Source organism: Virgibacillus litoralis, from assembly GCF_017873675.1.
Lineage (GTDB): Bacteria > Bacillota > Bacilli > Bacillales > Amphibacillaceae > Lentibacillus > Lentibacillus litoralis.
Window position 1 is genome coordinate 19,614 of sequence record NZ_JAGGKK010000024.1, and the last position, 14,225, is coordinate 33,838.

The following is a 14,225-nucleotide window of genomic DNA, read 5'->3' on the forward strand; positions in this document are numbered from 1 at the left end:
TTTATAAGGGTGATATTTATACTGATAAAACATAAACGGAAAAACACTAGTTATCATCAGCCATAAATTGCATAAATGGAAAAAACTTCTTTTTTTAATTATTCTATTAATATATTTCAACTTTTTATCATCCTATACTTTCTAATTCTAAATTGAACTGTAAATATAATAACTTTGGAATTATTATTGAAATTGTGACTTCCATTTTTCAATATTTTTTATTGGTATTTTTATGTTATTTTGAATAGAATTATTAATAAGCTCAGGTAATTTATCTAACTCATCTCTTGTTAACACTGTTAAGTTAAAGTCATTAGACTTTTCTATTGCCCGGTTATCTATTCCTATTATTATTGTCCTTCGTTTATTTTGTAATGCCCTAATACCAGCATGCAAACGGGTACCAACATAATCAATTTTTATATTATTATCCTCTAGGACTCTATCAAGTGAATTTATAGATGGACCTACAAAAATTATTTTTTCAGTTTGAATTAATGATTCTATATAAGCCTTATCTTCATAAGCTTGCACCCAAAAGTACACTCTTTGATAGTTATTGCTCAAAATATTAATTAACTTTTTATCTTTTTCTGGATTTTTATTATAATTTGTTAATGTCACTAAAACATCTTCCGATTTACATTTAGTAATTCTTGCACAATGTTCTGGGGTTAAGTTCCACATAGTAGGGCAAGAGGTATTAATTACATTATTCACCCCTATTTCCCTTAACATATTCTCTGTATAACTATCACGAACTGAGTGGATAAGATCTTTACTTAATGCTCTTTTAAGTAATAGTCTTGTATATAAATCAGGTGACTTTTGATATTGCCACCATCCAACGCCTAACAAGCAAACATTATTTAAAAAGAAAGTATCTATAGGGTTTACCTTCCATTGCTTATAAACTAGCATATTAGATGATAACAAATTCGTACCACAGGCAAAAGTATAGTCAGATGACCTAATATGTTTGTAACTAGAAACTCCTATCCTATCGTGAGTTGGCAAATTGACGTAAAATGCATCTATAAAAAGCTCCTTTAACTCATCTTGAATGGAATCCATAATGATCTTGTCTCCATTATTTTCTGTACAAATTGATGTATCTAGCAAGGATAATTTATTCAACTTATATTCCCCTTTATAATATTTTTCACAGTATATACTACTTTAATTCCTAGCAATTTCACTAAATACGCACTGTAATTTATATAGCCACATCTATATTGTATTTTTAACGATTCCATTGGTCCTGTAATATTTATTGATGCACCACCGAACCTAAAATTGGAAATAACCTTTTCGACAAATTGAAACTCAACGCCCTTATTAAGCAGGCGGTTCATTAATTCATAATCTGCAGAAATTTTATATTCTAAATTAAATTTTCCGAATTCCATGTAAATTTCTCTAGGAACAAAACATGTAGGGTGTTGAATCATTCTAGTATTTAAAGCAAAATGCGTATGTCCTTTAACCATAAACATTTCACCATTTTTATTATACATTCTTAATAATCCATAGATTACAGAGTGCTTGTTCAATAAGAACGAAGTCACAGCATATTTCACTGCATTACTTTCATACCAATCATCACTATTAATAATTCCAATAAGTTCCCCACTGCTAATTTCTATACCTTTATTCATTGCATCATAAATACCATCGTCTGGTTCAACAACTAAATTTGATATATACTGCTTGTATTTCGTGATGATATCAATAGTACCATCAGTTGACCCACCGTCTACAATGATATATTCAATGTTATCATATGTCTGATTAATAACACTTTTAATAGTGTCTTCAATCGTTGATTTACTATTAAAACAGACTGTTATAATACTAACTAATGGTTTACCCTTATGATTTGCCATCGATGCCACCTCCCCATTTATAGATGTTCTATCAACTTAACTCAGGCAACAGGTTAAAATTAACAGACGTAAAAATTTTAACTCCATAACAACTTAATGATTATTACTTTCCTGTATTACTTAACTAACATGATGTTTATTTCAGAAATATAAATTCTCAATATTTCCTAATTGAAAGTTATTGATAATTAATTAATTCTTGATTTTTGATTTTTTCATTTAAGGTTGTTAGTGAAGTGTTATGAACACCTGGAGCCATCTTACAAAAATACAAGTGAAATTGTCTAGTTACTCTCTAAACAATCTCCAAACTATGGATAATAAAAGTAATTTCCAAAACAAGGCTCTGATAAAAATCAATTAGCAATTTTGATTTAAATTTTAAAGGATCTCTACTTCCTGATAAAAGGAACAGTTCATCACAATTAATCATTATTTTATATTATTAGAAATTCAAAATTACCACTATATGTGACATTTTAATGTTTTTAATAGTTCATATAATTATATTTAAGAATATAAGTTTTTTTCATCCCCTTTCAAGAATAGATTTCTAGCATTTGTTGTTTGAGTTTTAGCCTTAAATAGTTGCCAAGCCTTTGAAGTATTAAAATCTAGCGCATCTTTTACTCCTAGGTACTTAGCTGAGATGGTTTGAATTTCCGCTAACAATTCTTCCTTTGAGAACCCTGTATATGAAAGATAATCGCTACTTAAACTTTCAACATACTTATAAACTACACGTTTACGGTATTTACTATTAAAAGTCTCTTTCCAAGTCTGAATGCTATCAGAAGATACATTTTGATATTGTTTTATACCTAGAGAGTCACCCATTACCCCCTTTAAATCTTGTTTTTTAAAAGACTCTAATGAGAAATCATTATAACTAAGGTCTAAGTATTCAGCCACTCGTCTCATTTCACTTTCCTGATTCGATATTAGTTCTTCATAATTGACCATAATGCTTTTGTTTTGAAGTAGTTTATAACCATCAGCTAAATAGTTAGGCCCTTCATTCAAATCAGCATAGTTCGCATGTGTAATCAACCTGTTATTTTGCCATGTTTTAAGTACTGAAGAATAAATAGCTAAAGGGTGGCGAAACAGAAAAATAAATTTAGCATTAGGAAACATTTTAGCTATATCTGATATAATCCAATAGTACCTTGGTGTTTTATCAAGAAAATATGTTTGATTATCTACTAGAACTGAAGCATATAACTTTGAAGCAAAATTAGCTAATTCTTTATAATAAACTTCCTCTCCTCCCAAGTTGTTCACGAAATCTTTGAAAGCATAATAGCTGGTACTATGACTATACTGAGTTATGGTTCCTTTTTTCTTTAATGTATGTGCGAAGGGTAACAATAACCAAGGCTCAGCAACTGAACCAATCTTTGGGTGTGTCATTAACAACTTTTGAAACAGTGTAGATCCCGAACGCGGAAGGGAGAATAAAAAAACTGGTTTCATTTCATTACCAACTCCGATTATTTTTTAGTGTTAGATATTTTCTTAAGGCTAAAAATTGTAGTTTTTAAGTTCAATCTAGAATTCACAAACAAAACCATAATTATATTCCAAAAAACCATAGAAATCGCAGTAGCAATCGATGCTCCTAATATTCCTGCAACCTCTAATAAAATTAAATTCAAAACTACATTTAGTACCATCCCTCCTGTTAGTATTAAAGATACTGCCTTTTGATATCCCGTCATAACTAAGATCAGTGCAACTGTACCACTGAATGCATTTACTAATTGTCCTAAAAGTAGAACTAAGACTACTGGGTAAGTAGAAATGAATTCTGTCCCGAAAAACGATAAAATAATCTTTCCGAATATTACCAATAAAACTGAAAATAATAAGGTTACAAAGAATGAAATGGTGGTGGAAATACTAACAACTTTTTGTAATTGCTTTTGATTCTTTTTTGTATATAAGTTAGATATTAAAGGGCCTGCTACGGTACTAACGGCCATTAATCCAAATAAACTTAAATCTGTTACTCTTGAGGCCACTGTATACATTCCCGATTGTGTAGGGCCTAGTATTGCCCCAATCATCAAAATATCCGTGTTTTTTTGTAGATAGCTCTGTGTCGTGAACAGGAGTAAGGGTAAGGTCACGCTGAGCCACTCTTTCGTATATTCCTCTTTAACAATATTTTTTCTCATAAAATTTTGTTTTCGAATTTCAAACTTATATATAAAAAGAAGAATTAAAAAAACTACAAAAGTTATAGTTAAAATGTGATAAGATTTCAAGGAACCAATAATAAGATCACATATAAATGCGAAAGCAATAATTAAGATCGGTCTTATTATCTGCGTTTGAGTTTCAGCAAATACGATTCTCTGTAATCCTCTTAGCACTGCGGCTAATAATGGAACCATCGAATAAAATGGTATCAATAAAATTGCCGTAAACAAAGTAATAAAAAATTCATAGTCAATAACATTTTTAAAATTATATAATACAAAAAGGCTCAAAAAACCAATTAAAATGGATATCATATACACTATAAACCTGAAACGCAAATAAAGTCCTTTAATAGCTCCCAGGCGATTATCTGAATTGTAAGATGAAACAAAGCGAACAGAAGTAGTTTCCAATCCAAGTCTTGTAATCAAGCTAACAATTCCTAGTAAAGTAATTGTATATGTGTAGTAACCGTAATTTTCTAGATTCATGATTCGAGCTAGGTATACTTGCATAAGAAAAAGTAAAACTGCTCCTATTAATTTTATTATTATTGTGCCGCTTGCTATCTTGACTAATGTTGCCTGTAGCTGATCACCACTTAATACTTTTTTTATTATATTTTTCCTCATAATTGGAAACCATTCTTTAAAAAAAACTTTTCCATGATGGCGTCACCTCAAATTCATTCTTTTTCTACTAACAAATTCAACTAACACCATTCGGTTTTTTAAGACAACAAATCGTGTTTGTAAGAACATCTTGTTACCATAGGAAAATGGCCGTGTAAGACTTTAACGTACATTAGGTGTTATATAACTTTTAACAAGATAGTGGAATAGTTAGGGTTTAGGTCTTCAACAAGTAATCAAGTGCTTAAAGATACCTAGAAAAAGGTGACAGGAAAGAATTAAAAAACTACTAGAGCAATTTATTACTAGTTTTCCTAATTAGTTTTACTTACCTACTTCGATTTAAACCCGAGGAAATTATAAGTTATTTTTAATAATTTATCCTCATTTAAACTTTTCAGAGTATACCTTCATAAGTTTTTAAATAATCAAAATATCTATCGTTTTTATCATACAATGCTCTTGAACGTTTTTTGCACTGCTCTGAATAACTTGATTTTCTTTTTTCTTTCACTATTTTAATTTTATCAATCAACTCTTCTATATTTCCTTTTTCTACAACAAAGCCACAATCACTATAAACACACTCTACACTTCCTCCAGTATTAAATGTAACTATCGGTGTTCCACAAGCCAAGGATTCAATGTTGGTAGTAGGAAAATTATCTTCTAATGTAGGGTTTACAAATACATCAGCAGATGAATATATTTCCACCAGTTCCTCAATATTATTTGTCCTTGTAATGCCTATAATGTTAGATGGTAGGTTATTTCTTTGTTTTTCTGTTAACCCTACTATGACTATTATCTCGTCTTTACACAACCTTTGTGATATTAATTTAAAGTACTCAAACCCTTTTCTTTCTTCCCAAATACTCGCAACACCTAATATTATAAATTTATTTTTAATATTTTTTTTCTCTCTAAAGTTGTTTTCCGTTGGTTTAAACACCTCTAAATTAACCCCATTATTTATCACCTTAACAGGGTAATCCCTTAAAAAAGATTTTTTCACTAAGTTTGCTAACCATTTTGATGGTGTAACAATAGTCAAATTCTCAACTCCTGTAAAAGCCTTTCTCTTTCTCTCATAATTATTCCTTGAATTATTAATTAAAAGACTAGCAGGATAACTATTCTTTTGAGAGCATCTATGGCTGCCTTCTACTTTCCAGCACTCACAACCAACAAAGTCAAAATAAGCACAATGTCCGGTAAATGGCCAACAGTCATGTAAAGTCCAAACAACGGGTTTATTAGCTTCCTTTAGATAGTCAAATAATATTTCAATATTTATAAAATATCCATGAATATTATGCAAATGGATTACATCAGGATTAAGTTCTTTTACCTTAGCAATAAATTTTTGTGTGGATTTTTTTGATCCAAAACCATGCATGTCCAATAATCTAGTCTTGGCAACATGTGTGTAGTTATCAATTTTATTACCAATCCTTATTGGTGTATCAGAGTTTGTCGGTAATCCTCTACCATAAGCAATATAACTTTCATGTCCCTTTTCCTTTAATATTGCCTCTATATCGGTTGCTATTCTTCCTGTACTTCCAGTTCCGCATACTGTATTGATTTGTAATAATTTCACTTCTAATCACCTAATTTCATACCAACCTAATTACTGAAAGATTAGATATCTCACTACTGACATTCAAACTAGTGTATCACTTTAGTCTTTGCTTTTTGAAAATGATTTAACACTTCATCCCAATCAAAATATAACCTAGTAAAATCTGAATCCGTAATCCCTACACCAGATTGAACTTCAATAAATTCAAGGTCTGAAATTGCACGAATGCCGTGTGCTTTACCTATTGGAAGATGAATTATATCCCCTGCTTTGACTCGAGTAATGTTATCACCTAAGGCAAGTTCACCTTCCCCTTTTACTATAGTCCATACTTCGTTACGTAAATTATGATAATGATAGCTAGAGTTTTTCCCTTCATGGATACATATTCGTTTTGTAACCATTTCTTGTCCATCATCATAATTTGCATAATCCAATACTTTTGACCATCCCCAGATTCGTTCTTCATACATTGGTGGTTGATTAAAACCTTTTATAATTTCTTTAATTTTAGGGCTAGATATTTTATCAGTTACCAAAATTCCGTCTGGACTAGCAGCTACTACGACATCACTAACATCTAAAACAGTAACCGGAATATCTAACTCATTTACTAAATGAGTGTTTTTAGAGTCCTCTGAGATAACACCCTTGCCTATCTGTTTCGTAGCCATTTCTTCAGTTAATGTATTCCATGTCCCTAAGTCCTTCCAACTTCCGTTGTACGGCAAAGCTACGATCTTTTTCGCTCTTTCAACAACTTCATAGTCAAAACTAATCTTCGGAAGTGTCGAGTAGTGTCTGAGTAATTCGTCAAAATGTGTAGGTAAATCCATTTCTTCTAAAATATCGATTATATATTTTAACTTAAATGCAAATACTCCGCAGTTCCAAAGTCCATTCACTTCAATTAACTCCTGGGCCTTTTCCTCAGTAGGTTTTTCAGTAAAATGACTGACACTAAGGTATGCCTGGTTCTTATCCTCCGATTCAGGAATAATATAGCCATATTTCGAAGAGGGATAGGTTGGAGATACCCCAATTAGAGCCAAATCTGAATTAGTATTCGTGAGGACATCTTCAAGTTCTTTTACTTTTTCAAAAAACTTATTTTCCACAAAAGGATCTACTGGAAGAACTGAGATAACCTCCTCTTCGGATACACCTTGGATCGAATAAAGATAGGAAACAGCTAATGCGATGGCTGGGAATGTGTCTCGACGTTCAGGTTCAATAATTAAAGGTACATCTAATCCTATTTGACTTTGAATCATATCTTTTTGCATCTTAGAGGTAGCAATTACAGCTTCACTGGAAAGATTGACAGAAACTAACTGCTCCCACACTCTTTGTACCATAGATTGCTTCTCTCCTTTTCCCCCTTCCAATACCTTAAGAAACTGTTTTGATCGGGTATCGTTTGACAATGGCCAAAGCCTTTTACCAGAACCACCTGATAATAAAACTAATTTCATTTGTGCTCCCCTCCGTTAAGTTTTTTTCTTAGTAATCAATCAAAAGACTTTTTTATACGTTCTTCTTTTTTTACTTTTTCAATATCAGCTGTCACCATTATTTTAACTAAGTCTTCAAATGGAGTATTTGTTGGATTCCACCCGAGCAATGTTCTTGCCTTAGCTGGGTCTCCTAGTAACTGATCAACCTCTGCTGGTCGGAAGAAATTCGGGTTAACTTCTACAATCACTTCACCTGTTTTCTTGTTTATACCCTTTTCCTCTAAACCTTGTCCTAGCCATTCTATTTCGATATCAACATATTTAAATGCCAACTCAACAAATTCACGCACTGTATGCATTTCTCCAGTAGCAATTACGAAATCCTCTGGCTTGTCATGTTGAAGCATCAACCACATACACTCGACATAATCTTTTGCATAACCCCAATCACGCAATGAATTTAAGTTACCTAAGGCTAGCTTCTTTTGTTTACCTTGTGCAATTCTAGCAGCAGCTAGGGTTATCTTACGAGTTACAAACGTCTCTCCACGACGCTCAGACTCATGATTAAAAAGGATTCCATTTACAGCAAACATATTATATGACTCACGATAATTTTTTGTAATCCAGAAACCATAAATTTTAGCAACTCCATACGGAGAGCGAGGATAGAAAGGTGTTGTTTCCTTTTGCGGAACCTCTTGAACTTTTCCATATAGCTCTGAAGTAGATGCTTGATATATCCGTGTCTTATCAGTAAGACCTAGTATTCTTACTGCTTCTAAAAGTTTCAGTGTGCCAGCTGCATCCACATCTTGGGTATATTCCGGCATATCAAAAGATACACGCACATGGGACTGGGCAGCTAGGTTATATATTTCGTCTGGAAGGACCTCACTAATAACCCGAATTACATTTGACGTATCAGTAACATCTCCATAATGTAATATAAATCTTTCATTATTCATTAGATTTTCTAAACGTTCTTGGTTATACGAAGAACTACGGCGAATAACACCATGTACTTCATAATCTTTCTCTAGTAAGAGCTCCGCTAAATATGAACCATCTTGTCCTGTAACTCCCGTTATCAATGCTTTTTTCATAACTTCCTCCTGAATGTTTAATCAAATCTATAGTTTTACACTTGCTACATTTTTTTGGTACCATTTATAAGTTTCATCCAAGCCTTCATCTAAACTAGTTTTAGCATACCAGCCTAGTTCATTGATTTTAGTCACATCAACTAATTTTCTAGGCGTACCATCAGGTTTCGATGCATCATAAATAATTTGCCCATTATAACCAACAATATCTTTAACTTTTACTGCTAAGTCTTTTATAGCAATATCCTCACCAATACCTATATTTATGATTTCATTACCTGAATAGTTCTCCATAAGGAATACACACGCTTCTGATAAATCGTTAGTATGCAGAAATTCTCTTTTTGGTGCCCCTGATCCCCAAAGCTCAACATGGTCTTTACCAGATACCTTAGCTTCATGAAACTTCCTTATAAGGGCTGGTAGTACATGAGACGTTTCCAAGTCAAAATTATCATTTGGGCCATACAAGTTCGTCGGCATAGCTGAGATGAAGTTAGTTCCATATTGTCTATTGTACGACTCGCACATTTTAATTCCGGCAATTTTTGCGATTGCATATGGTTCATTTGTAGGCTCTAATTCCCCAGTAAGTAAGTATTCTTCCTTTAATGGTTGTTTTGCTAATTTAGGATATATACATGTGCTACCTAAAAAGAGAAGCTTCTCAACATTATTTTTATAAGCAGCATCAATTACATTTGTCTGTATTATAATGTTATCTCGAATAAAATCAGCTGGATAGTCATTGTTAGCAACAATTCCACCGACTTTCGCTGCTGCTAAAACTACATACTCAATACTCTCATTCTCAAAAAAATCTTTCACTTGATTTGAATTCTCCAAATCTAATTCAGTACTAGTCTTATATACTAAATTTGTATAACCTTTTTCTTGTAGTTTATTTAAGATTGCAGAACCAACTAAACCTCTATGGCCAGCAACATATATTCTTGAGTTTTTGTTCATGTCATCTTCTCCTATTAGTAGAAATATTTCCTCATTATCTTTTAATAATTAATAAAGAGAAATTCTTCTATATCTTGATAAATTCCTTTACTTTCAATATTTTATATCCAAGATACTTTAACAAATTAAAATTGCCACCATTGTCTTTAAATGCTTTCCTCATTTCTTTTGTTATTATATAAGTGCTCTTGAGACCACTACTACTCACTCCACCTTGCCTCATGACAACCATTGGCCTATTAAGGAACTTTGAATTAATTCGATCCTTTTCTAAAAATCTATACATAAGCTCTACATCTGCCGCAATTTTAAAATCTGTCCTGTACAGCCCATGTTTTATATAACTTTCTTTTTTACAATAAAAGGTTGGATGCGCAGGTGTCCAACTTTTTTCAAACAACCCAAACTCAAAGTCCCTTGATACCCATTTCCTTGTTACCTTCTTATTCAAAGGATCAATGTATTTTAAATTACCGTAAATACAATCAATATCATTCTGATTAAATACTGTAGCAATATCTTTAACTACATCATTGTCATTATAGTAGTCATCAGAATTTAAGATCCCAATAACATCTCCAGTAGAAAGTTGGATCCCTTTATTTATTGCTTCATAAATACCATTATCTTTTTCTGATATCCATTTATATTCAATCCCTTTTTTCGCAAAGTCACTCTCGTAGCTTTCAAGAATTTGTAATGTCGTGTCATTTGATTTACCATCAATTAATATATACTCAATCTTGTCATAAGTCTGATTATAAACGGATTCTAATGTGTCTTTTATTGTCTCTGCACTATTGTATGAAACAGTAATTATGGATATTTTCAATGAAATCCCCCACTATAAATGCGACCTTAACAATTATTACCTCTCAGTCAACTCTATCGTTTCCTTTAAATCCCTATTCCGATAATCTTCTTTATAATCACTCATACTTTTTTCGTAAACCAAACTACCAAACACCTTATTAATTAAGCCAACATTTTCAGCCATAACTCTTAACAGCGGATTGAAAATTTTCGTGAGTCTTATCTTCTTGCCATGTGCATTAGCGATTAGCTTTACCATTTCACTTGTCTTAACATACTCTTTGTTCTGTGGGAAAAACAAACCGCTCTCTTCATTATCAATCAATAACCTTATAAACTCGCAAAGATTATCTATATGAAGCATGCTTCGCTGATTATCCATGTCGGGAAATACCGGAAGCGTCTGGGCCGCTTTAGCGAGTTTAGGATAATTACCTTTAGAACCTTTTCCATAAATCATTGGTGGTCTTAAGATAACAACCTTAAAGTTATCACTTACTAAAGATTTTATACCTTCTTCTGCTTGCAACTTACTGTTACCATAAAAATCACTTGGGTTCGGTTCGGTAGTTCTATCAATCATTCTATTGTTACTACTACTATCACCATAGATGATAATACTACTCATAAAAACGAACTGCTTCACACCCTCACTCTTGGCCTTTTTAGCAGTTTCAATTGTAAGATCACGATTCACTTTATAATAGATTTCTTCCATTTTTGGATTTGAAGATACGTGCGCTATCCCCGCTACATGGAACACGACATCATATTTAAAAAAGTCTCTGATCTTCCATGAGTCACCTCTAACACTAATAGCATCGACAGAATAGTCATAAGGTTGTTTTACCAACAGGCTCTCTAAGCTATTTCCTATGTAACTATTAGTTCCTGTTATTAGTATTTTTTTCATTTTGAAATGGTCTCCTTAGTAGATAATTCCTTCTTAATACCAGTCCCACCTTCAACAACCCCATCATTTTTAGAAACACTAACGATGGTTCTAATAAAACACTTTACATCCATCCAAAAATTAATCTTTTCAACATACTCCCCGTCTAATTTCGATTTCACCTTAATAGGAAGTTCATCTCTGCCATTAACCTGGGCCCAACCAGTCAATCCAGGTGGCACATCATTAGCACTATATTTGTCCCTTTCTTCTATTAAATCAAACTGATTCCACAAAGCTGGTCTTGGACCAATAATACTCATCTGTCCAACAAAGATATTCCATATCTGAGGGAGCTCATCTAATGAGGTCTTTCTTAGAAACTTACCCATTTTGGTAATGTGTTGTTCAGGGTTCTCTAATAAATGAGTTGGAGTGTCCTTCGGTGTATCGACTTTCATGGTACGAAACTTTAACATGTTAAAATGAGTCTTTTGAATTCCGACTCGTTTTTGCTTAAACAGCACTGGACCTTTTGAATCTATTTTGATAGCCATGATAAGAACCAAAAATATTGGTGATAAAGTAATTAACCCTATTAAAGCAAGAATTATATCTATTAATCTTTTTACTTTTAAGTACATCTCCGGCTCACTCCTCAGCCCTTTTAGAGCTTAATTAGAATTTACTCATTAATTTAAAGCTTGTTGTTTACGAATAAGACGTAATCAGTCCCAGTAAGAATGATTCCCACATCCATGGTCAATTCTATTTCATCCTGCTGTTAAAAAATGTTTACTTTTATATCTTTTAAAGTCTGCTCTTTCATCATTTGCACTAAATATTCATACAACTCATCCCTGATTTCATCATTATCCATTGCCATCTCAATCGTCGTCTTCACAAACCCTAGCTTCTCACCAACGTCATACCGTTTACCTTCGAAATCATAAGCATATACGTTCTGTAGCTCATTCAACTTCTGAATAGCATCGGTGAGTTGGATTTCTCCACCTGCTCCAATTTCCTGCTTATCCAGAAAGCCGAAAATTTCCGGATTAAAAATGTATCTTCCCATAATAGCAAGATTTGATGGGGCAGATCCTTGACTAGGTTTTTCTACAAAGTTGTTAACCTGATACCGTCTACCCTCAATTGTATTAGGGTCAACAACACCATAACGATGTGTCTGATTTTTCGGAACTTGCTGTACACCCACAATGGAAGATTGCGTTTCTTCATATTGGGTAATTAATTGCTTTAATGCGGGTGTTTCTGTCTTAACAATATCATCACCTAAAAGTACTGCAAATGGCTCGTCACCTATAAACTTACGTGCACACCATACTGCATGCCCTAGTCCTTTTGGTTCTTTTTGTCTAATAAAATGAATATCGACGTTAGAAGCATAATTTACTTTATTCAACAGCTCAAATTTTTCTTTTTTCACAAGATTATCTTCCAACTCAAAATTATGATCGAAGTGATCTTCAATTGCGCGTTTCCCTTTACCTGTCACAATAATGATATCCTCGATGCCTGATTCGATAGCTTCTTCAACGATATATTGAATTGTAGGCTTATCTACAATTGGTAGCATTTCTTTTGGCATTGCTTTTGTTGCTGGTAAAAACCTAGTCCCCAGTCCAGCAGCTGGGATGATTGCTTTTTTTACTGTTTTCAATTTAATTAACCCCCCATTCTATATAAATTAGTTATCGATATCTTTTATTCCATCAGACTCATTCTTAAAATATTCCCTAACAAAAACAACAAACACACCAACCATTAATCCTAAAACTAAAGAAATAGTCAAATTCAATATCTTATTCGGCGAAATTGGACCCTCAGGTACAAATGTATCAGATAAAACATTTGTACTTATATCAACTATATTCATCGTACTGATACTTCTTACTTCATCATGTTTATTACTATAAAAATTATATAATGACGTTAGATTTTCAATTTTTTTGTTTATCCTTTCATATTTAATCTGATCGGTCTTTTCCAAATCTTTTAACTGACTTAAAAGATCTTCATTCGCTTCGAGGACATATTCGCCTCCGGCAGCATTTTCCTGGAATAATATTAATGTGGGCAATCCCTTGCCAGCACCAATATCATTAAATTCTTGTACCGCTTCAGTAATATGTTTATCTTCTTCTTCCATCTTTGATTGATACTCTTTCTCCAGTAAAGTTAACCTTGACTGGATACTTTTCCCCAATTCTTCTCTTGTTAATGAAATGACACTATCTATAATAGTTTTAATTTCCTCTCTCTTTGTACCTTCCATTGAAATAGAGATAATTGAATTTGCTTCTTCACCCTCCGTACTCGGAAGTTCAACACTTATTTTATTCTGCAATTTTCCAACTGTTGTCTCCAGATTTCCTTTTTTTATAAGCTTTTTCATAACACTAGTTGATTTCAGGGTCTGTTCAAAAACTTCTGGCCTAGTCATTTCATTTATATACGGCTGAACCGTCTCAGGAACTGAAGCAACATTATGTACTGTTACTTTCGCATTCCCTTTGTATACTGGATCGGCAATAAAAAAACTATAAACAAAACTTATTAATAATGCTACAATTGTTATACCAACAATAATCGATTTGCCTTTCCATAATTTCTCGACAATCTCCCGTAAGCTGATTTCTTCTTCCATGTTATTCAC

13 protein-coding genes are annotated in these 14,225 nt (G+C 32.7%); all 13 read right to left on the reverse strand.

The features are described 5' to 3' along the window. Positions 1 to 183: 183 nt before the first annotated feature. Complete coding sequence (locus tag J2Z82_RS17130) at positions 184 to 1,137, reverse strand: polysaccharide pyruvyl transferase family protein (protein WP_209482032.1); 954 nt, start codon at positions 1,135 to 1,137, stop codon at positions 184 to 186. Then, a complete protein-coding gene (locus J2Z82_RS17135; RefSeq protein WP_209482033.1) occupies positions 1,134 to 1,886 on the reverse strand; it encodes a glycosyltransferase family 2 protein in 753 nt (250 codons plus the stop codon). The genes J2Z82_RS17130 and J2Z82_RS17135 overlap by 4 nt, the downstream gene beginning before the upstream one ends. Before the next feature lie 510 nt (positions 1,887 to 2,396). Then, positions 2,397 to 3,362, reverse strand: coding sequence for a sulfotransferase family protein (locus tag J2Z82_RS17140; RefSeq protein WP_209482034.1), 966 nt, complete (start codon positions 3,360 to 3,362; stop codon positions 2,397 to 2,399). Between the two features lie 17 nt (positions 3,363 to 3,379). Then, positions 3,380 to 4,723, reverse strand: a complete 1,344-nt coding sequence (locus tag J2Z82_RS17145; RefSeq protein WP_209482035.1) for an oligosaccharide flippase family protein — start codon at positions 4,721 to 4,723, stop codon at positions 3,380 to 3,382. A gap of 397 nt (positions 4,724 to 5,120) precedes the next feature. Beyond that, the gene (locus tag J2Z82_RS17150) at positions 5,121 to 6,326 is read right to left on the reverse strand and encodes a glycosyltransferase (RefSeq protein WP_209482036.1); all 1,206 of its coding nucleotides are present in this window, start codon (positions 6,324 to 6,326) and stop codon (positions 5,121 to 5,123) included. Positions 6,327 to 6,394: 68 nt separating this feature from the next. Next, positions 6,395 to 7,783: a sugar phosphate nucleotidyltransferase gene (locus J2Z82_RS17155; protein ID WP_209482037.1), complete on the reverse strand. Its 1,389-nt coding sequence runs from the start codon at positions 7,781 to 7,783 to the stop codon at positions 6,395 to 6,397. A 35-nt stretch (positions 7,784 to 7,818) separates the two neighbouring features. Then, a complete protein-coding gene (gmd, locus tag J2Z82_RS17160) occupies positions 7,819 to 8,871 on the reverse strand; it encodes a GDP-mannose 4,6-dehydratase (protein ID WP_209482038.1) in 1,053 nt (350 codons plus the stop codon). 27 nt (positions 8,872 to 8,898) lie between these two features. Next, entirely contained in the window at positions 8,899 to 9,840 is a 942-nt protein-coding gene (fcl, locus tag J2Z82_RS17165) for a GDP-L-fucose synthase (protein WP_209482039.1), read from the reverse strand. A gap of 67 nt (positions 9,841 to 9,907) precedes the next feature. Further along, on the reverse strand, positions 9,908 to 10,672 hold the full coding sequence (locus J2Z82_RS17170) for a glycosyltransferase family 2 protein (protein ID WP_209482040.1): 765 nt from the start codon (positions 10,670 to 10,672) through the stop codon (positions 9,908 to 9,910). Between the two features lie 36 nt (positions 10,673 to 10,708). After that, entirely contained in the window at positions 10,709 to 11,566 is an 858-nt protein-coding gene (locus tag J2Z82_RS17175) for an NAD-dependent epimerase/dehydratase family protein (RefSeq protein ID WP_209482041.1), read from the reverse strand. Next, a complete protein-coding gene (locus J2Z82_RS17180) occupies positions 11,563 to 12,189 on the reverse strand; it encodes a sugar transferase (protein WP_209482042.1) in 627 nt (208 codons plus the stop codon). The genes J2Z82_RS17175 and J2Z82_RS17180 overlap by 4 nt, the downstream gene beginning before the upstream one ends. 140 nt (positions 12,190 to 12,329) lie before the next feature. Continuing rightward, positions 12,330 to 13,229, reverse strand: a complete 900-nt coding sequence (gene galU, locus J2Z82_RS17185) for a UTP--glucose-1-phosphate uridylyltransferase GalU (RefSeq protein ID WP_209482043.1) — start codon at positions 13,227 to 13,229, stop codon at positions 12,330 to 12,332. 27 nt (positions 13,230 to 13,256) lie between these two features. Then, positions 13,257 to 14,216: a Wzz/FepE/Etk N-terminal domain-containing protein gene (locus tag J2Z82_RS17190; protein ID WP_245251776.1), complete on the reverse strand. Its 960-nt coding sequence runs from the start codon at positions 14,214 to 14,216 to the stop codon at positions 13,257 to 13,259. Between the last annotated feature and the right edge of the window lie 9 nt (positions 14,217 to 14,225).

What these genes read in the sequence shown, in the direction of transcription:
- J2Z82_RS17180 (WP_209482042.1), bottom strand. Translation starts at nt 12,189, where the DNA reads ATGTACTTAAAAGTAAAAAGATTAATAGATATAATTCTTGCTTTAATA.
- fcl (WP_209482039.1), bottom strand. Translation starts at nt 9,840, where the DNA reads ATGAACAAAAACTCAAGAATATATGTTGCTGGCCATAGAGGTTTAGTT.
- J2Z82_RS17145 (WP_209482035.1), bottom strand. Translation starts at nt 4,723, where the DNA reads ATGAGGAAAAATATAATAAAAAAAGTATTAAGTGGTGATCAGCTACAG.
- J2Z82_RS17190 (WP_245251776.1), bottom strand. Translation starts at nt 14,216, where the DNA reads ATGGAAGAAGAAATCAGCTTACGGGAGATTGTCGAGAAATTATGGAAA.
- J2Z82_RS17155 (WP_209482037.1), bottom strand. Translation starts at nt 7,783, where the DNA reads ATGAAATTAGTTTTATTATCAGGTGGTTCTGGTAAAAGGCTTTGGCCA.
- J2Z82_RS17175 (WP_209482041.1), bottom strand. Translation starts at nt 11,566, where the DNA reads ATGAAAAAAATACTAATAACAGGAACTAATAGTTACATAGGAAATAGC.
- J2Z82_RS17135 (WP_209482033.1), bottom strand. Translation starts at nt 1,886, where the DNA reads ATGGCAAATCATAAGGGTAAACCATTAGTTAGTATTATAACAGTCTGT.
- gmd (WP_209482038.1), bottom strand. Translation starts at nt 8,871, where the DNA reads ATGAAAAAAGCATTGATAACGGGAGTTACAGGACAAGATGGTTCATAT.
- J2Z82_RS17140 (WP_209482034.1), bottom strand. Translation starts at nt 3,362, where the DNA reads ATGAAACCAGTTTTTTTATTCTCCCTTCCGCGTTCGGGATCTACACTG.